At 65.3% G+C, this 15,831-nt stretch carries 19 protein-coding genes; 10 read left to right on the top strand and 9 right to left on the bottom strand.

Features of this window, described 5'->3' with window-relative positions; all coding sequences use genetic code 11:
* Positions 1 to 73 precede the first annotated feature (73 nt).
* On the bottom strand, positions 74 to 1,063 hold the full coding sequence (locus SOM39_RS09385; RefSeq protein ID WP_320458187.1) for an MDR family oxidoreductase: 990 nt from the start codon (positions 1,061 to 1,063) through the stop codon (positions 74 to 76).
* A 108-nt stretch (positions 1,064 to 1,171) separates the two neighbouring features.
* Between SOM39_RS09385 and SOM39_RS09380 the strand changes: the two genes are divergently transcribed.
* The 3 genes from SOM39_RS09380 to SOM39_RS09370 all read left to right on the top strand — a co-directional run bounded on the left by SOM39_RS09380 (position 1,172) and on the right by SOM39_RS09370 (position 3,257).
* On the top strand, positions 1,172 to 1,519 hold the full coding sequence (locus SOM39_RS09380) for a helix-turn-helix domain-containing protein (RefSeq protein WP_320458186.1): 348 nt from the start codon (positions 1,172 to 1,174) through the stop codon (positions 1,517 to 1,519).
* Positions 1,520 to 1,778: 259 nt separating this feature from the next.
* Positions 1,779 to 2,294, top strand: coding sequence for a hypothetical protein (locus tag SOM39_RS09375; RefSeq protein ID WP_320458185.1), 516 nt, complete (start codon positions 1,779 to 1,781; stop codon positions 2,292 to 2,294).
* Positions 2,295 to 2,297: 3 nt separating this feature from the next.
* Positions 2,298 to 3,257 (top strand): XVIPCD domain-containing protein, encoded by a 960-nt coding sequence (locus tag SOM39_RS09370; protein ID WP_320458184.1) that lies wholly within the window; start codon positions 2,298 to 2,300, stop codon positions 3,255 to 3,257.
* A gap of 11 nt (positions 3,258 to 3,268) precedes the next feature.
* Here SOM39_RS09370 and SOM39_RS09365 read toward each other — a convergent pair whose 3' ends face one another.
* Entirely contained in the window at positions 3,269 to 3,442 is a 174-nt protein-coding gene (locus tag SOM39_RS09365; RefSeq protein ID WP_320458183.1) for a hypothetical protein, read from the bottom strand.
* Positions 3,443 to 3,637: 195 nt separating this feature from the next.
* Between SOM39_RS09365 and SOM39_RS09360 the strand changes: the two genes are divergently transcribed.
* The 4 genes from SOM39_RS09360 to SOM39_RS09345 all read left to right on the top strand — a co-directional run bounded on the left by SOM39_RS09360 (position 3,638) and on the right by SOM39_RS09345 (position 6,639).
* Positions 3,638 to 4,465, top strand: a complete 828-nt coding sequence (locus tag SOM39_RS09360) for an alpha/beta hydrolase (RefSeq protein ID WP_320458182.1) — start codon at positions 3,638 to 3,640, stop codon at positions 4,463 to 4,465.
* Between the two features lie 139 nt (positions 4,466 to 4,604).
* Positions 4,605 to 5,417 carry an alpha/beta hydrolase gene (locus tag SOM39_RS09355; RefSeq protein ID WP_320458181.1) on the top strand — a complete coding sequence of 271 codons (813 nt, stop codon included), beginning with the start codon at positions 4,605 to 4,607 and terminating at the stop codon, positions 5,415 to 5,417.
* 27 nt (positions 5,418 to 5,444) lie between these two features.
* Positions 5,445 to 5,618, top strand: a complete 174-nt coding sequence (locus SOM39_RS09350) for a hypothetical protein (protein WP_320458180.1) — start codon at positions 5,445 to 5,447, stop codon at positions 5,616 to 5,618.
* 193 nt (positions 5,619 to 5,811) lie between these two features.
* Positions 5,812 to 6,639, top strand: a complete 828-nt coding sequence (locus tag SOM39_RS09345) for an alpha/beta hydrolase (RefSeq protein WP_320458179.1) — start codon at positions 5,812 to 5,814, stop codon at positions 6,637 to 6,639.
* 78 nt (positions 6,640 to 6,717) lie between these two features.
* Here the strand turns inward: SOM39_RS09345 and SOM39_RS09340 are convergent, their stop codons facing one another.
* The 3 genes from SOM39_RS09340 to SOM39_RS09330 all read right to left on the bottom strand — a co-directional run bounded on the left by SOM39_RS09340 (position 6,718) and on the right by SOM39_RS09330 (position 9,042).
* Positions 6,718 to 7,650, bottom strand: coding sequence for a GAF domain-containing protein (locus tag SOM39_RS09340; RefSeq protein WP_320458178.1), 933 nt, complete (start codon positions 7,648 to 7,650; stop codon positions 6,718 to 6,720).
* 109 nt (positions 7,651 to 7,759) lie between these two features.
* The gene (locus SOM39_RS09335) at positions 7,760 to 8,602 is read right to left on the bottom strand and encodes an SAM-dependent methyltransferase (RefSeq protein ID WP_320458177.1); all 843 of its coding nucleotides are present in this window, start codon (positions 8,600 to 8,602) and stop codon (positions 7,760 to 7,762) included.
* A gap of 86 nt (positions 8,603 to 8,688) precedes the next feature.
* A complete protein-coding gene (locus SOM39_RS09330) occupies positions 8,689 to 9,042 on the bottom strand; it encodes a hypothetical protein (protein WP_320458176.1) in 354 nt (117 codons plus the stop codon).
* A 151-nt stretch (positions 9,043 to 9,193) separates the two neighbouring features.
* Here SOM39_RS09330 and SOM39_RS09325 point away from each other — a divergent pair, with 151 nt between their 5' ends.
* Positions 9,194 to 10,009, top strand: a complete 816-nt coding sequence (locus SOM39_RS09325; RefSeq protein WP_320458175.1) for a hypothetical protein — start codon at positions 9,194 to 9,196, stop codon at positions 10,007 to 10,009.
* 81 nt (positions 10,010 to 10,090) lie between these two features.
* Positions 10,091 to 10,576, top strand: coding sequence for an REP-associated tyrosine transposase (locus SOM39_RS09320; RefSeq protein ID WP_217539100.1), 486 nt, complete (start codon positions 10,091 to 10,093; stop codon positions 10,574 to 10,576).
* 306 nt (positions 10,577 to 10,882) lie between these two features.
* On the opposite strand, the gene SOM39_RS09315 is transcribed toward SOM39_RS09320, so the two are convergent.
* Complete coding sequence (locus tag SOM39_RS09315; protein ID WP_068848907.1) at positions 10,883 to 11,308, bottom strand: hypothetical protein; 426 nt, start codon at positions 11,306 to 11,308, stop codon at positions 10,883 to 10,885.
* A 111-nt stretch (positions 11,309 to 11,419) separates the two neighbouring features.
* Here SOM39_RS09315 and SOM39_RS09310 point away from each other — a divergent pair, with 111 nt between their 5' ends.
* A complete protein-coding gene (locus SOM39_RS09310) occupies positions 11,420 to 11,755 on the top strand; it encodes a hypothetical protein (protein ID WP_320458174.1) in 336 nt (111 codons plus the stop codon).
* Between the two features lie 31 nt (positions 11,756 to 11,786).
* On the opposite strand, the gene SOM39_RS09305 is transcribed toward SOM39_RS09310, so the two are convergent.
* The 3 genes from SOM39_RS09305 to SOM39_RS09295 all read right to left on the bottom strand — a co-directional run bounded on the left by SOM39_RS09305 (position 11,787) and on the right by SOM39_RS09295 (position 15,669).
* Positions 11,787 to 12,158 carry a MerC domain-containing protein gene (locus SOM39_RS09305; RefSeq protein WP_320458173.1) on the bottom strand — a complete coding sequence of 124 codons (372 nt, stop codon included), beginning with the start codon at positions 12,156 to 12,158 and terminating at the stop codon, positions 11,787 to 11,789.
* A gap of 132 nt (positions 12,159 to 12,290) precedes the next feature.
* Positions 12,291 to 13,901 (bottom strand): ABC-F family ATP-binding cassette domain-containing protein, encoded by a 1,611-nt coding sequence (locus SOM39_RS09300; protein WP_320458172.1) that lies wholly within the window; start codon positions 13,899 to 13,901, stop codon positions 12,291 to 12,293.
* Positions 13,902 to 14,067: 166 nt separating this feature from the next.
* Entirely contained in the window at positions 14,068 to 15,669 is a 1,602-nt protein-coding gene (locus SOM39_RS09295; protein WP_068848914.1) for an EAL domain-containing protein, read from the bottom strand.
* Positions 15,670 to 15,831: the final 162 nt, after the last annotated feature.

Genomic DNA, 15,831 nt, shown 5'->3' with positions numbered 1-15,831 from the left:
TGCGACCCTACCGTGGTGCGGCCTGGTTCGAAGGCGCCGCGGCGCTCTTTGCTTCGATGTTACGGCGAAATGCTCAGGCGTTCACATCCACCACCAGCCGGCCACGCACCTTGCCTTCCAGGAATGCCGGGAACACGTCCAGCACCTTTTCCAGCCCGATCACTTCAACGGTGCTGGCCAGCTTGCCCAGGTCCAGGTCGGTCGCGAGCCGCTTCCACGCCTCGGCACGCACGGCGTGCGGTGCCTGCACCGAGTCGATACCGGCGAGGGTGACATTGCGCAGGATGAAGGGCAGCACCGAGGTAGGCAGGTCGGTACCCTGCGCCAGCCCGGCGGCCGCCACCACGCCCCGGTATTTCGTCTGCGCCAGGGCATTGGCCAGCGTGTGGCTGCCGGCGACGTCCACCACGCCGGCCCAGCGCTCGGCATCCAGCGGGCGGGTGCGCGGCTCGGACAGCGTGGCCCGGTCGATGATCTCGTCGGCACCCAGGTCCTTGAGGTACTGCGCATGTTCGGGTCGGCCGGTGGACGCCACCGTGCGGTAGCCCAGCTTGGAGAGGATGGCCAAGGCGATGGAGCCTACGCCGCCGTTGGCACCCGTCACCAGGATGTCGCCGTGCTCGGGCTTCACGCCGCCGTGTTCCAGCGCCAGCACGCACAGCATGGCGGTGTAGCCTGCCGTGCCGATCGCCATGGCGTCTTTGCTGCTGATGCTGTCCGGCAGCTTCACCAGCCACTCCCCGGGAACGCGCGCGCGCTGGGCCAGCCCGCCGTGGTGGGTCTGGCTGAGGCCGTAACCGTTGAGCACGACGCGGTCGCCCTGGCGGAAGCCGGCATTGCCCGATTCCAGCACGGTGCCGGCCAGGTCGATGCCGGGAATGAGCGGGAACGTACGGATCACCGGCGAGGCGTTGGTCATCGCCAGCGAGTCTTTGTAGTTCAGGGTGGAGTAGTCCACCTGCACGAGCACATCGCCTTCGTGCAGGTCGGCTTCGTCAAAGGCCACCAGCTGGGTGGAGACCTGGCCGTCTTCTTTCGTGGCCAGCAGGGCATTGAATTTCATGGGCATCGATCACCTCGGGGGACATGACCTGCATGCTATGGTCGCACCGTGGTTGCCACAAGAACTATGCTTTCCCATAGGTACTATGGTTTTCAGGAGTATCCCGTAATGGCGCGGCGTGTATATGGCAAAACCGGCTGCAGCGTGGAAGCCACGCTGTCGGTCATAGGCGGCACGTGGAAGCCGGTGATCCTGTTCTACCTGGTGTCACGCACCCGGCGATTCATGGAGCTGACCCGGCTCATCCCCAACGCCACCCAATCGATGTTGACCAGCCAGCTCCGCGAGCTGGAGGCCGATGGCGTGGTGGTGCGGCATGTGTACTCGGAGGTCCCGCCGAAGGTGGAGTACCGGCTTTCGGAGCTGGGCCGGACACTGGTGCCGGTGCTGTTGGCGATGCGGGATTGGGGGGATGCGTACAAGGCCCAGAACTCGGGGCAGGCGGGCGAGAGTTGAGCTTGCGCTGTGCCGAAGTGTGACGAAGTGCGTCTGACGAGTAAGAATTTCCCTATTTTAGGGCTCGAGTGCGCACCTCAGACTGCGTGGGCGATAGGATCGACCGAATGTGGATCAGGGGTGAGCAATGAGAAGGCGCAGGTGCGTATCAAATCTGCTGAGAGCGCTGGCCATGCTTGCCGTGGCGGGCCTCGCGGCATGTGGGCAAGGTGCGCAGGGCAGCCACCAGATTCAGCCCGTCTCCAACGAGGATGCACTCATGCGTAATGAAGCTCCCCTTGTCCGACCAGTCTCTTTGGATAGGGCCGGAGAGGTGGTAAGCCTCGAGTTTGAGTTGCCGCCGCCGATTGAGAACGCCTCGTCTACGCTCGTCGTGGGCCTCCGCGTGGTCGCGCCAGATGCTCCGACCGGAATCAGGCAATCCGATGAAGTCATCCGTGCTCAGCTGTCCGCCCGTGTTCGGCTGCTTCGAGTGGAGGAAACTTCCATCACTCAAGTGGGGCTGTTCCGTAACAGCCCGGATCTGCAGGACCGCATTGTGGTTGGCGATGATGGTTTGGTGCCGGGAGTTACAGCGTCGGACGTCGAGCGCACTCAGCTGGAGAGCGCTGGGTTGGTTGATCCCTCAAAGTTCTACGATGTTCTTTTGCTCGCAGGCGCAAAAGACGCCAAGCCTGGCCACTACCGACTGACTGTTGAGTTGCAGCAGGACCATCCAGAGCTGGGTTCGGAACCGGTGCAGCTGCTCATTGCATACATGGGCAAGGGGAAGTAACGAATGGCCAAGGATGCGCCGTACACCGTAACGGTCTATGTAGCAGCACCAGGAACACCGCTGAAGAACGGTGGCACGTCGGCAGCGGGCCACATGTATCTGGCCGTGACGCATGACGGCGTGACACGAAGCTACGGGTTCGCACCCAGAGAACACGGCGCCCGCAGCGGTCCGGGTGCCGTCACTGACAAGGACGTCGATGAATACCAGAATCCGTTCTATGCACGGAAGATGGAGATATCGAAGGAGCAGTACGAAAAGATCATTGCTTACAGTACTGAGCCGGGTAAGCATGGCTTTGCTCAGCAGTACAACGGGCTCTCCAACAGCTGCATTGACTTCACATGGGGTGCGCTCAACCACGCGGGGCTGCACAGGCAAGTGAAGTCACAGCAGGATACGAGCTTCGAGGGCGCGCTCAAGCCTCTGGATAACAAGTCTGAGATCCAGAGCATTCGAGCGCCTTACCCTGACAGCAAGTTGAACAGCGAGGTGCATCACGAGATGCCGAAGCGGACGCTGATGCAGCGTCTGATCTCCGAGAATGATGTCCACGAAGGCGTGAGAGGCGACCCCATGCTGTCCCAGATCCGGGAGAAGGTGGCAGAACTGGACGCCGCCAATGGCCGAACCTTCGACTCCACCAGTGAGCGGGTCAGCGCAAGCCTGTATGTGCTCGCCAAGGAAAATGGGCTATCGCGCGTGGACCAAGTGATGCTCAGTGAGCGCACCCCAAACGCGACGGCAGCTGAAAACATCTTCATCGTGCAGGGCGAGCGCAACGACCCGGGGCACCTGCGCGCCTCCATGCCGACAGCACAGGCCGCCCAGACCCCGGTTGAAGCCTCGCTGGAACGTGGCGAGCAGTTGGCCAACGCCAATCAGCAGACCCAGCAGCTGGCGGCGCAGGCCGAACAGACGCAATCACAGGAGCGTGAGGCTGCCTTGCGGCGAATGGGCTGATGCCCTGCCCGTTACGTCCGTTTCCGCACATACCGCGCGTGCCCCTCCCCATGCACCACGCTCAGCGCGTTCACCCGCCCATGCGCATCCCGATGGAACTCCACCTGCAGCCCATCGATATCCGGTGACACGAACCGGTTCGGGCTGAGCGGCAGCACCTGGCCGTCGCGCGGGGTTCCGGCCACGCCCACCCGCACTTCGTCATTGGCGACCGAGTGTTCACGAGATCCTTAGAAACCCCGTCGTACGCTTGCTGAAGGCCTCACACCGTGAGGCGGCCGGTGCGCTCGCGCTGGACGGGGAACAGGTTGTAAGGAAGGCAACTTCACGCATGGCCAGCGGTCATGCGTAGTCAGCCGTCCTCCATTCTGGAGCCTGTCATGAATGATGTTCTTGCCAAACACAAGCGCGTGAACCTGCATGTTGAAGACACCGGCGGCGATGGTCGCCCGGTGGTGCTGGTGCACGATTGGCCACTTACCCTGGACCAGTGGAAGCTGCAGGTGCCCTCACTGCGCAGCGCCGGCTACCGCGTCATTTCCTATGACCGGCGAGGTTTCGGGCGATCGGAGAAGCCGAGCGAGGGCTACAGCTACGATGAAACAGCCGCTGACCTGGCCGCGTTGATCGTGGACATGCAGCTCACCAACGTCAGCCTCGTTGGCTTCGGCATGGGAGCGGCCGAAGCAGCGCGGGCCGAGGTGCTATTAGGCGGGGAAGGCATCAGACGCCTGATGCTGGTTTCGACCGTGACGCCATTCATGCTCAGATCCGATACGAACCCGAACGGGTGGCTGCAATCTTCGGAATACGTGCGCATGTTGCAGGCGCTCGGCGACGATCGCAGCGCGTTCTTTACTTCATTGATGGAGGACCATCACAGCGTCAACGGCGAATTGAAGATCACCTTGGACCAGCTTGAAGAGCTCGTCCGAATGTGCGAGACGTCCGACCAAACTGCCGCCATGAGATGCCTGGAATCGGTCTGTACGACCGACCACCGGTCCGAACTTGCCGTAGTCGGAGCATCTGCAACGATCCTGCACGGCACGGCAGATGAATTCGCGCCAGTTCAGAACGCAGCGCTTGGAACGCGGTGGGCCATGAATAGCGGCTTGGTTGCCCTTATCACAGGTGCGCCGCATGGCCTGAACATCAGCAATGCAGATGAGTTCAATGAAGCATTGTTGCGGCTTCTTCCGGAGTAGCGGAGCCAACGGTCAAGGCAAGGTCATAAAACGCGTGCACTTTGTGCACAATGTGTAAGTTCAAAGCAAAGATATGCTCACGTCATGTCCGCATCAGCCGATTAGCATGGGCCATCCATTGGCGAATCTGGAGCTATCCATGACTGCAACACGCGTACGTCTACACGTTGAAGACACCGGCGGCACCGGTCGCCCGGTTGTGCTGATTCACGGCTGGCCGCTGTCGGCCGAATCATGGCGTGCCCAGGTGCCTGTACTCAAGGCCGCAGGCTACCGCGTGGTGGCCTATGACCGCCGTGGCTTCGGCCGTTCGGAAAAGCCGGCCGATGGCTATGAGTACGACACGCTGGCCGACGACCTTGCCGGGGTGCTGGAGCAGCTGGACCTGCAGGATGCGACGCTGGTGGGCTTCTCGATGGGCGGCGGCGAAGTGGCGCGCTACATCGCACGCCATGGCGAGCAGCGCCTTCGCAGCGTGGTATTCGCTGCGGCGGTGCCGCCGTACATGCTCAAGACCGCCGACAACCCGGACGGCCCGCTGACCGAAGAAAAAGCCGAGCAGATGCGGATGGGGCTGGAGAACCACCGTGACGAGTTCTTCGACGGGTTCACCAAGGATTTCTTCAGCGCCAAGGGCGAGTTGAAGGTCACTGAAAAGCAGCGCCAGGAAGCGATCGAGCTGTGCAAGCAGTCTGATCAGACGGCAGCGCTCAGTTGCATGAAGGCGTTTGGCACCACCGATTTCCGCGAGGACCTGAAGAAGGTTACGGTGCCCACGCTGGTGCTGCATGGTGACAGCGACGGCACGGTGCCGTATGAAGGCTCGGGCCGCCGTACGCATGAGGCGATTCGGGGCAGCGAGGTGGTGCTGCTGAAGGATGCGCCGCATGGGTGTAATGCCAGCCATGCCGAGCAGTTCAATGCGGCGTTGGTTGCGTTTCTGGCGCGGTGAGGCTGGCCGGGTTGTACAGGTGACTGAATGCGAAAGACAGTAACGCCGCCGTGGAATAAGCCCAATCCCAAGGGGAAGAAGGGGCAGCCGCTGTCGCCGTCGCAAAAGGCGGCGGCGCGGCAGCGCGCCGAAGAAAATGGGCGGGCTTACCCGAATCTGGTCGATAACATGTGGGCGAAGAAGCTGCCGCGAGGGGACTGACGCCTCGGAGCGGTGGCAGGGTTTGGGTTTCACCCAACCTTTAGCAATCGGGCTTTACGCTTGCAGCAGGCCTCACACGGTGAGGCGACCGGAGTGTTTACGCCGGACGGGGAACGGGTTGTAGAAGGCAGCTCAAGGCGCGGCCTCCTCCAGGGGACCGCGTGGTCGGGCGCCTTTGATTCCGGAGCCAGTCATGCAGCAGCACTCCATCACGCTCGACGACATAACCCTCAACGTCCAGGACACCGGCGGCGGCGGCCCGCCTGTCGTGCTCATTCATCCCTGGCCAATGACCTTGGCGGCATGCAAGCCACAGATCAGCGCCTTGATGGCGGCCGGGTATCGGGTGATCTCCTACGACCGCCGTGGCTTCGGCGACTCGGAAAAGCCCGCTGCAGGATACGATTGGGACAGCTTCGCGACTGATCTGGTCAAGCTCATCGTTAGCCTGAGGCTGACCGGCGCCACGCTGGTCGGCATCGGAATGGGGTGCGGTGAAATCGTGCAGTTCTTCAGCCGGTTCGGGGGAGCGATTGTGGACAAAGCCGTGCTCATTTCCACATTCACCCCATTTGTTCTGAAAGGCTTCGGGAATCCGGACGGCTGGCTTCCGCTCGATGAGCAGGAGGCGATGCGGCAAGCACTCGAAGATGATCGGAATGCCTTCTTCGTTGATCTGGTCACCCGCTACTACAGTGTCAATGGCGAACTGAAAATTACCGATCAACAGTTCAGGGACGCTATCCGGATGTGCAAGTTCTCAGATCCGACCGCAGCGGTGGAATGCTTCGAGAGGTTCTGTTCCCGGGACTTCCGTCGCCAGTTGGCGGATATCAACAAGCCCACCTTGATCATCCATGGCGACAGCGACGCCTTCTCTCCATGCCCGAACACCGCAACCCTTACCCAGGAACTCATACCGGGCAGCCAGCTGGTGGTCCTGGAGGGGGCGCCCCATGGGTGCAACCTGACCCATGCCGATGAAGTCAACGCGCTTCTGCTTGATTTCATCTCAAGATGACCTAGTACCGCTGAGCGGTCCGGCCGTGGCGAACGCGGCCGCTGGGACTGTGGGGACGTCGCACCCGGTGGTCTTTCCTTAGGCGCGTAGCGCGTCTTTCGCGGCGCTCAATGCCTGGTCGGCCCGAAGGAAAACAGCGGTAGTGGCTTCGCCGGTGCTGGTGGACGCGGCGCCAAGCAGCAGCGGGCTGCCGAGGCTCTGGCTCGTTTCACGAGCCACCCGCTGCAATTTCTCCACGGTATCGTCCACGTGGTCGCCGCCGAGCACGGCGATGAACTCGCCGCTGCCGGTCACGCGGTTGATGCTGTCCCCACGGTCTGGCTGCAGGCAGTGTTCCAGCGCTTGGTCCAGCTGCTGCAGCTGGCGGTCCAGGGTGCGCTCGCCGAGGCGCTGGGCCAGCTCCGACAGGTCCTGCAGCTCCAGGATCACCACGGTGTAGCTGCCGGCAGCGTCGGGGGCAACGGCGGTTTCTTCCGCCACGCCATGGTCCAGGATGGCGGCCACCTGCTGCTCGCGTTCGCGGCCGCGGCTTTCCATCAGGGTCATGGTCAGGCGGGCCAATGCCTGCAGGGCTTCGCGCTGGGTCGTGTTGAGCTCGCGTGGGTTGACGTCCACCACGCACACGCTGCCTACGGCGGCGCCCGCTTCGGTGACCAGCGGCATGCCTGCGTAGAAGCGGGCGCCCAGGTCCTTCAGCACGGGGTTGTCGGCGAAGCGCGCGTCCTGGTTGAGGTCGCCCACTTCCATCAGCTGGGTCGGCTGGCGGATGGCGTGGTCGCACACGGCCACGTTGCGTTCGGTCTGCACGCCTTCCAAGCCGGTGCGGGCCTTGAACCACTGGCGGTCACGGTCGATCAGGGTGACCAGTGCCATCGGGGTACCGCAGACGGCGGCAGCGACTTTGACGATATCGTCGTACGCCGGTTCGGGCAGGCTGCCCACGATGTGCAGCGCATCCAGGGCGCGCTGGCGTTCGGTTTCATCGAAGGCGACAGGAGTGCTCGGGGTCATGCAGGTACCTGGGACGTGGAACGAAACGGTAGCGTAGGTCAGCGGACCCGCGCCGGGGTTAAGCGCGGGTAGAGGCGTGGCCGCCGGTTCACCTGCGCGTCGGCCGGGATCAGCGCTTGACCGCCAGCACCCCGTCGAGCGCCAATTCAGCCTTGAAGCCGGCCTTTTCCAGCCGCTTGGCGACCTCGCGCGGCACATCGCGGCCGCTGGTCAGCTTGTTGGGCGCGCCGGTGTAATGGAACATGCGCCCGCCCTTGCGGATCACCCGCGCCAGCTGGTCATAGAACACCTGCGAGTACAGCTCGCCGGCGATCCCGAAGCGCGGCGGGTCATGCAGGATCGCGTCCACCGAGCTGCTTCCCAGCCCCTCGATCGCCTGCGAGACATCGGCGTGGGTCAGCGATAGGCGGCCACCACTGCTGGCCGCTTCCGGGTCGGGCGACCACGGGTTGAGCGTGCGCAGCCACAGCACATCCGGGTTCTTCTCGAACGACTGGATGCGGGTGACCCCGGCTTCCAGGCAGCAGGCAGCGAAGTAACCCAGCCCGCCGCAGGTATCGAGCACGGTCTTGCCTGCCGGGGCCACCAGCGCCACCTTGCGGCGCGCATCCTCGTAGGGCGAAACCTGCGCGCTGGGCAGCATCTTGATGCCGTCGATCTCGAAGGTGGGCGCGTCCCACTCGGTGGGCACCAGCTTGATCAGCGCCGAGCCGAACCGGGATACCGCCAGGAATTCCTCACCATCCCAGTAGTACAGGGTGCGGTCCTTGGTCTTGCCCGGGTAGGCGTAGGTTTCACCCTTCCACTGCCAGCTCTCGGTCCCCAGCGTGGCGGTACCGCTGGAGCGTGCCAGATCGAGCGAGCCGGTCCACTCGGTCGCACCGGCATCGCGGGCGCGGACCAGGGCTTCGGCGAGGGGGCGGGTGAGCAGGGGGCCGGTGTAGTGCGTCACGGGATCAGGGCGGACGGTACTGCAGGGCAGCCGGCCGACGGGCAGGAAGGGGTGGGCATCGTAACCGAGATGGCCGCCGGGCTGGTTCACGCAGGGGGCGCCGGTGGATGTTCCGTGCTGCGGCCGCAGCTCCACCCGCCGTACGTGCCGGGGCCGCTGGAGGTTGAGTCTTCGGGGTACATCTGGTGGAACCAGCAGTAGGTGGCGTGGTACATCCGCGTGGCGCGGGACTGACGCGCGTACTGGTAGGCGAAGGAGCCGTCCTCGTTGGGAATGAGGACCTGCTCTACCGGGGCCTTGCCGCCGTTGAAGTCGTCCCACAGGGCGGTACGGATGATGACGTGGGTACCGTCGTCGGAGAATCCGGGGCGGTCGTGGTAGCCAGGCGGGAACGGCTCGGAACGGGTGCTGGCAAGCAGGAACAGAAGCACGGAGAACATGGGAGGGGCTGCGCGGTGGGCCGAGGTGAGGGCACTGTGTCCCGGTCGATCGGACCGTCGCCGTGCACTGCGTCGCAGAGCCGGAACTGGAGCGATTGAGAGGTTCAATACTGTGCGGCGCGTCGCCTGCGGACGGGTCTAGAATGACAGCATGCCTATCTTCCACCGTGTCGTTCTGCGCTTCCTTGGGTGCACGCCTGCCGTGCTGCTGGTGGCGTGCACGGTACCGGGCAGCGGGCCGCCGCCGGCTGCGATAGACAACGTGCGCTCGGTGGAGATCCAGTACCAGTACAGCGGCTGGAGCCGTGCGGACGAAGTACACCGGCTGCAGCGCAGCGGTGGCCAACGTGCGTTTACCCGTACCTCGAAGGTGGAAACGGCCGAGGGAGTGGAAACCACGCAGGCCACGGTGCCGGCGCAGCGGGTGGGCGAGCTGGTGTGGGCGCTGTCGGCACCCCCCTGGCCGCGCGAGCGGGGTATGCAGGTGATGGCGCGGCGGGTGCGCCCGCTCGGGATGCTGGAAAGCGCAGCGCCCGGTGCGAGCCGCAACGTACCTGCGTGTACCGCCGAAAACATCCGCAATCGGATGTTTGACCTCATGAAGGGGAGCGCGTTGCGAGCGCAGCTGGATACGTACTACACGCAGATGGAATGGACCGACGACTACCCCATGATGCGCGTGGTCATCCGTTTCCGCGACGCGCCCGATCAGGTCATTTCGTCGCGATCGCAGAAGCTGCAGATGCTGCCGTGGACCTTGGGTGACCTGCCGGAAGTGGATGTCCCCTCCACGCCGCGCAGTTGGTCGGTGCCGGTCAGCGATGCCCTGCGGCGTCTGCTGTCGCCTGCTTCGCTGGCGGCGAAGCGCTTGGGCGGAGAGAACGCCCTGATGCTGGGCGAGCAGATCAGGCACGCAGCTCAACAGGCATGTGAAAGCGAACTGGGACCGCCACGCGCCGCATCCTGACCGCGGGCCGGGCGGCGCACTGACGCCTGCGCGCGGGCTGCCCCGATCGTTCGCGCTCGCGCAGATTTGCACACTGCGCCCATGGCTACTGAAAACCCCTCCTGGCAACCCGGCAGCGCGTACTTCTTCAGCGCGCATCTTCGTGATCGCTACAGCCGCCTGCTGGTGGAGCACGCGCAGTTACTGCGACTGGCATTCCGGATAGCGCAGCAGGCGCGGCCGTTCCGGATCAATGCAATCGTGGTGCTGCCCGATCATCTGCACGGCGTGTGGACGCTGCCGGACGGGGACGAAGAGGGCCACCGGCGATGGCTGCAGATCCAGGCCGTGTTCGACCGCCAGCTGCCGGGTCATCCACCGCGTGCGATGGTACGCCGTGACCGCACAGTGCGGCCGCTATGGCACACCGACTTCCGTGAACGACGGTTGGTCGATGCCGATGACGTGCAGCGCCACATCGCCTACGTGCACAGCTATCCCGTGCAGCACGGGTTCGTGCGGGAGGCCTGCGAGTGGCCCTACAGTTCCATCCACCGCCGTTGTGCCAGGGAGGGCGGGCCATGCTGAAGTACGGGCGGGCCGTGCCGCGTGGCGTGCGCTGGATGGTGGGCGGGCGACTCGGATGGCTGGCGCGTCCCGTGCGCAGGGACTCGCGCCGCCGTATGCCGCTACCGGGGGTGGCCGTGCAACGGAGGCGTGCGTGGCGTTGGGCGGGTCGGCCGTACAGGGGAGCGGGAGCACGGCGGCATACGCGCCGCTACGTGCGTAAGTCACCCCGGGGTTTGGTGCGGTGGGGATCCGCACCGACGAGGAAACCCCGGCGGCAATTGCATATCCGTGGTTCGCCGTAGGGCGGCGCCTTGGGTGAGGCGCTCAAGGGCAGGTCACCTGGAACACCGGGCCGGCGCCGATCAGCACCAGCGCCATGTAGTCGCTGTCCTTGTCCTTGCCCTTGAGGGTGGCGCCGGGATTGAAGTGAAAGATGCCGAAGCCGCCCGTCGGACGCACCAGCGCCTTGTCGATCTGGTCGGCATCATCCTTGAAGAAGCGGGCGATATCGGCGCGCGAGGAGAGCTGCAGCGGCGTGGTGTCGCGCTGCCATTGCTCGTCGCGGTTGAAGGAAACGAAGTACTGCCCCTGCTGCTGTTCGATGCGGAACTCGGCCGGCTTGCGGGGGTGGGTGGCAAAGCAGCCCAGCAGCGGGTCGGAAGAGAACATCCCGGCGGCATTGTCGCGGTCGCCGCAGGCTGAGAGCAGCAGCAGGCCGGGCAGCAGAAGCATGAACGGTAATGTGCGCATGGCGGATTCCCCCCAGGGACAGGTTTGCGGGCATCGTGAGCCTTTACCTGCGCAGGCGGTGTGTACGCGTTGCGTTGGGTGTACGGTTGGAGAGACCTACGGAGCACGTACATGCCGCAACCGACTTCCCAGCCGCTGCACACCCGTGTCGATTCCCGCGCCGCTGGCCAGCGCTGGCCGCTGCTCGGCACCGCCAGTTGGCTGGTGGCCCCGGTGATCCTGGCGGCGGCCTACGCAGTGGCGCAGGCATCACCTGAAATGGGGCGCCTACTGGTCGGAAGTGCCGGAGTAGCGGTGGGCGTACTGGCGTCGTCAGTACTGGGCCTGCTGCTGACCATTGGCTCGCGCGTACGCCGCGAGCGCTGGCCATGGGTGGGCATTGTGGGCGCGATCATCAGCGCCTTGCCGCTGCTGCTGTTCCTCGCAGGAATGTTGCTCCGCCTGTAACACCAGGCATGCGGCGTAGAGCCATGCGGGTTCAATGACGGTGGCGGCGCCAGGCGTTCCAGATGTGGGTGCTGGCGAGGAGCAGGCTGCCGGTTACAGTCATCGGCGTCTCCGCTTCGTGGCTCGGCCACCCGGCTGCGCCCGCCAGCAGCAAAAGCAGACCGGCGGTTGCACTGATGATCGCCGCGGCCGGCAGCGGTTGCTTGCGGTGGGCGCGCCATAGCGCGAAACCGGTGGTCGGGGCGGCGATGGCCACGAACACGATGTGCACCCACTCCGCTTCGGCCCACACCCCCATCAGCGGCAGGGCGGCGGCGAGCAGCGGCAGGGCCAGGCAGTGCAGCAGGCACAGGCTGGAAAGGGCGATGGCGCCGGCGTCGAGCAGGGCGTTGGTGGTCTTCATGGGGGAAGGGTCTGGAACGTTGGGTGTTATATAGTAACATTTCAATCCACTTCCAAGCTTTCGCCACCATGACTGCCTCATCCCTTTCGACTCCCGCCTGCCGTTCACTTGGGCGCGTGCTGATGTTCGCGACTACAGCAGCTTCAACTGCCACCCCTCCTCGCCGGCATCCAGATGATGGGTCAGCTGCACCGCATCCAGCAGTGCCTGGTCGTGCGAGACGATCACCACGCTGCCGCAGTACTGGTTGAGCATCTGCTCCAGCGCGGCCAGCGAGGCCAGGTCCAGGTGGTTGCCCGGCTCGTCGAGCAGCAGTAGCTGCGGCGGGACGTCCGCATACAGCACGGAGGCCAGCGCGGCCTTGACCCGTTCGCCACCGCTCAGGCTGGCCAACGGACGCAGGCTGCGCTCGGCATCCAGGCCGAGCAGGGCCAGCCGGGTGCGCAAGGTGCCCTCGCTGGCCTTCGGGTTCGCGCGCTGCAACAGCTGCAGCGCGGAATCCTGCGCGGGGAGCGCGGACAACGTCTGGTCAAGCAGGGCGATGTCAGCCCCGCGCCTGACCTCGCCACTGAGCGGCGCCACCTCACCGGCCAGCACCCGCAGCAGGGTGGATTTGCCACTGCCGTTGCGGCCACGCACGCCGATGCGGTCGCCGCGCTGGAGGTGCAGGGTGATGCGCTGGCAGGGCGCCTCCACCCATGGCAGGTGCACGTTGGCAAGCGTGGCGACCTGTTGCGGACCGGGCGCAGCCAGGCTGGGCCCGAGCATTGCAATCTGGGCGGCCTCATCAACCCCCGCTGCCGCCTCCCGTACCCGGTTGTCGGCCGCTGCGCGCCGTTCAAGCTGCTGCGCCTGCAGCCGGCCGGCGCTGTGCTCGGCGCGGTTCTTCATGCCGCCCAGCAGGATGGGGGCCTGGTTGGCGGTGCGGGCATCGCGCTGGGCGCGTGACTGGCGGTGTTCCTGCCGCTCACGCTGTTCGCGCAGTGCGGCCTGCTCCTGTCGGCGCTCGCGCTTGCGCAGGGCGAGCTCGGCTTCGGCGCTGGCCTGTTCGGCCTGCTTCTGCGCGGCATACAGGTCGTAGTTGCCGCCGTAGCTGCGCAACCCGCTGGGCGTGAGTTCGACAATGCGCTGCATCTCCCGCAGCAACGCGCGGTCGTGGCTGATGACGATCAGGCCGCCACGCCACTGCGCCAGCGCATCGATCAGCCGGGTCCGATGTGCGCTGTCGAGGTGGTTGCTGGGCTCGTCCAGCACCAGGGCATCCGCGTCTGAGAGCAGGGCACCGGCCAACGCCACCTGCATGGCCTGGCCGCCGCTGAGCGTGGCGGCCGGTTGCGCGGGATCCAGTTCGGGCAGGCCAAGTCGCTGCCATTGCGCCTGCAACTGCTCGCGCAGGGTCCAGCGTTCGCCCACCAAAGCAAAGTCGTGCGGGTCCACGCTGCCGGCTTCGATCCGGTCCAGTGCATCCAACTGCGGGGCGACGCCCGCCAGGTCGGCAATGCGGCCGGGCAGCACGCCACTGTGCTGGGCAAGCAGGTGCACGTGGCCTTGCCGTTGGATGTGTCCGCTGCTGGGCTGGAGCCGCCCGGCCAGCAGGCGGCCGAGCACGCTCTTGCCCACGCCGTTGCGACCGACAAGGCCGGTGGGGGTGGTATCGAACGAAGCAGAAAGCTCTGGGAACAGCACCCGGCCATCGGGCAGGGTGAATGTCACGCGGTCGAGCGTGAGGGTGAATGCGGTCATGCGACCTCCAGCAATGCCAAGGACTCCCCCTGCGAACAGGGCGGGGAGGAGACTGGCCGTCCAACGACGGCGGCATTACTGGCGCATGCAGGCACACCTCATGACGGGGACGGCTGGATGCCGCGTGCCCATTATAGGGCTGCATTTCAACCGGCCGATGAACCCGCTACTCGGTGATCGAGTTGGGGTTCTGCATGTCTTCCGGCGCCTTCCCATACTGCATGCGCCGCTGCTCATGAAAGGCCACGAACTCGGGGGCCGGCAGCGGCCGCGAGAACAACCAGCCTTGGCCGAACTCCACTTGCCGCGACTGCAGGTAGGCGAGCTGGGCCGAGGTTTCGATGCCCTCGGCCACGGTGAACAGCCCCAGCGTCTTGGCCATGTCGATGATGTGCGAGGTGACCGGGCTGGTCACGCTGTGGGTGCCGATGGAATCAATGAACGACTTGTCGATCTTCAACGCATCCAGGGGCAGCTGCTGCAGGTACTGCAGGCTGGAATAGCCGACGCCGAAATCATCGATGGCCACGCAGTGCCCGGCACGCCGCGCGGCAGCCAGCGAGGTGCGCGCGCCCTGGATATCGAGGAAACCCCGTTCGGTGGCTTCCAGCCAGATCTGCTGCGGGTGGATGCCGCTGCCGACCAGCTTGCCGGACAGCACCTTCAATGCCCGCCCGCTGCTGACATCGCCGGCAGACAGGTTGATGGCGATATGCGCGCTGCGATCATGGATGAGCAGCTCACGCATGTCGCTGATCACCAGGTCCATCACGTGGTCGGTGAGCGCTTCGATCAGGCCGGTTTCTTCGGCGACCGGAATGAACAGATCCGGCCGCACCTGGGTGCCGTCTGCGCGCGACCAGCGCACCAGCGCTTCGGCGCCCACGCAGATGCCGGTGTCCAGTTCGATGATGGGCTGGTAGTCCATGCGGAACTCACGGCGGCGCACCGCGCTGGCCAGTTCGTTGCGCAGCGACAGGCGGCGGCGCGAGAGCCAGATACCGGCGACGGTAGCCAGCACGGCGCCGACCACGCCCAGCGGCACCAGCTGCCACAGCTGCTGCTGGAAGGCGGCCACCAGCCCGACCCGTGGGGCGATGGCGATGGCCAGCCATTCCTGGTCCTGCGCGCTGGCAAACAGCGTACGCGGGGTATGTCCGTTGTGCGGTTCGCGCAGCAGCCGCTGCAGCAGTTCCGGGTCGGCCATGGGCTGCTGGGCGATCAGGCGGCCATCGGGCGTGGCCACCGCCAGCCGCACGTTGGGTTCGGCGATGACATCCACGAACCGGGAGGGGTCCATCAGGATGTCGTGGCGGCCAAGCTGCAGGGAGAGCAGCGAGGCGGCACCATCGCCGGCCACCGGCCGCACGCCAAGGGTGATGGAGGCGCCGTCGGCGGTGATGTGGTCTGGAGTGGGTTCGGGCACCAGGTCCTCGACCATGCCCCAGGAGGTGCAGCGCAGCCGGCCTTCCTCGAAATAGCCCACCTGTTCGGCGGAGGTGGTGCTCAGCGTGAGGCTGCGCATCAGCTTGAGGTGCTCGGGCGAGCAGCCGGGCAGTTGCGCCTGGTTGAGCTTGCGCAGCGCCAGCAGGCCGGCCTCGTAGGCGCGGTGGGCACGTTGAAGGGTGCGTTCGGCGGTGCGCTCGAGGCGGTCGGTCTCGGCGACCTGGGCGCGGCTCCAGCTGATGTAGACCAGCGCGGCCACGGGCAGGATCGCCCCCAGAAGGGCGGCAAGCGCGATGGCGGCGATGGTGCTGGCGCGCTTCAAGCGGACCTCTCTGCCCGGCGGGCGTGGATTGAGCCCTATATGACCATCTGTAACGTCGGTTTGGAACAGGGCTTCACGTAGATTCCTGTCGGTATTTCCCCAGTGTCGGCATCAGGTCGCAAGGGGGAGGTGAAGCCGTCACCCCGGCAGCCATGGCTGGTG

The sequence above is a fragment of the Stenotrophomonas sp. CFBP8994 genome, assembly GCF_034044835.1.
In the GTDB taxonomy this organism is placed as follows: Bacteria; Pseudomonadota; Gammaproteobacteria; order Xanthomonadales; family Xanthomonadaceae; genus Stenotrophomonas; species Stenotrophomonas rhizophila_A.
Note: the sequence above shows the minus strand (reverse complement) of the source record. Positions and strands in the feature narration are given on the sequence as shown.

Excerpts from the sequence above, each read along its gene's own strand:
- SOM39_RS09385 (WP_320458187.1), bottom strand. The coding sequence starts at position 1,063 with ATGAAATTCAATGCCCTGCTGGCCACGAAAGAAGACGGCCAGGTCTCC.
- SOM39_RS09380 (WP_320458186.1), top strand. The coding sequence starts at position 1,172 with ATGGCGCGGCGTGTATATGGCAAAACCGGCTGCAGCGTGGAAGCCACG.
- SOM39_RS09375 (WP_320458185.1), top strand. The coding sequence starts at position 1,779 with ATGCGTAATGAAGCTCCCCTTGTCCGACCAGTCTCTTTGGATAGGGCC.
- SOM39_RS09370 (WP_320458184.1), top strand. The coding sequence starts at position 2,298 with ATGGCCAAGGATGCGCCGTACACCGTAACGGTCTATGTAGCAGCACCA.
- SOM39_RS09360 (WP_320458182.1), top strand. The coding sequence starts at position 3,638 with ATGAATGATGTTCTTGCCAAACACAAGCGCGTGAACCTGCATGTTGAA.
- SOM39_RS09355 (WP_320458181.1), top strand. The coding sequence starts at position 4,605 with ATGACTGCAACACGCGTACGTCTACACGTTGAAGACACCGGCGGCACC.
- SOM39_RS09350 (WP_320458180.1), top strand. The coding sequence starts at position 5,445 with ATGCGAAAGACAGTAACGCCGCCGTGGAATAAGCCCAATCCCAAGGGG.
- SOM39_RS09345 (WP_320458179.1), top strand. The coding sequence starts at position 5,812 with ATGCAGCAGCACTCCATCACGCTCGACGACATAACCCTCAACGTCCAG.
- SOM39_RS09340 (WP_320458178.1), bottom strand. The coding sequence starts at position 7,650 with ATGACCCCGAGCACTCCTGTCGCCTTCGATGAAACCGAACGCCAGCGC.
- SOM39_RS09330 (WP_320458176.1), bottom strand. The coding sequence starts at position 9,042 with ATGTTCTCCGTGCTTCTGTTCCTGCTTGCCAGCACCCGTTCCGAGCCG.
- SOM39_RS09325 (WP_320458175.1), top strand. The coding sequence starts at position 9,194 with ATGCCTATCTTCCACCGTGTCGTTCTGCGCTTCCTTGGGTGCACGCCT.
- SOM39_RS09320 (WP_217539100.1), top strand. The coding sequence starts at position 10,091 with ATGGCTACTGAAAACCCCTCCTGGCAACCCGGCAGCGCGTACTTCTTC.
- SOM39_RS09315 (WP_068848907.1), bottom strand. The coding sequence starts at position 11,308 with ATGCGCACATTACCGTTCATGCTTCTGCTGCCCGGCCTGCTGCTGCTC.
- SOM39_RS09310 (WP_320458174.1), top strand. The coding sequence starts at position 11,420 with ATGCCGCAACCGACTTCCCAGCCGCTGCACACCCGTGTCGATTCCCGC.
- SOM39_RS09305 (WP_320458173.1), bottom strand. The coding sequence starts at position 12,158 with ATGAAGACCACCAACGCCCTGCTCGACGCCGGCGCCATCGCCCTTTCC.
- SOM39_RS09300 (WP_320458172.1), bottom strand. The coding sequence starts at position 13,901 with ATGACCGCATTCACCCTCACGCTCGACCGCGTGACATTCACCCTGCCC.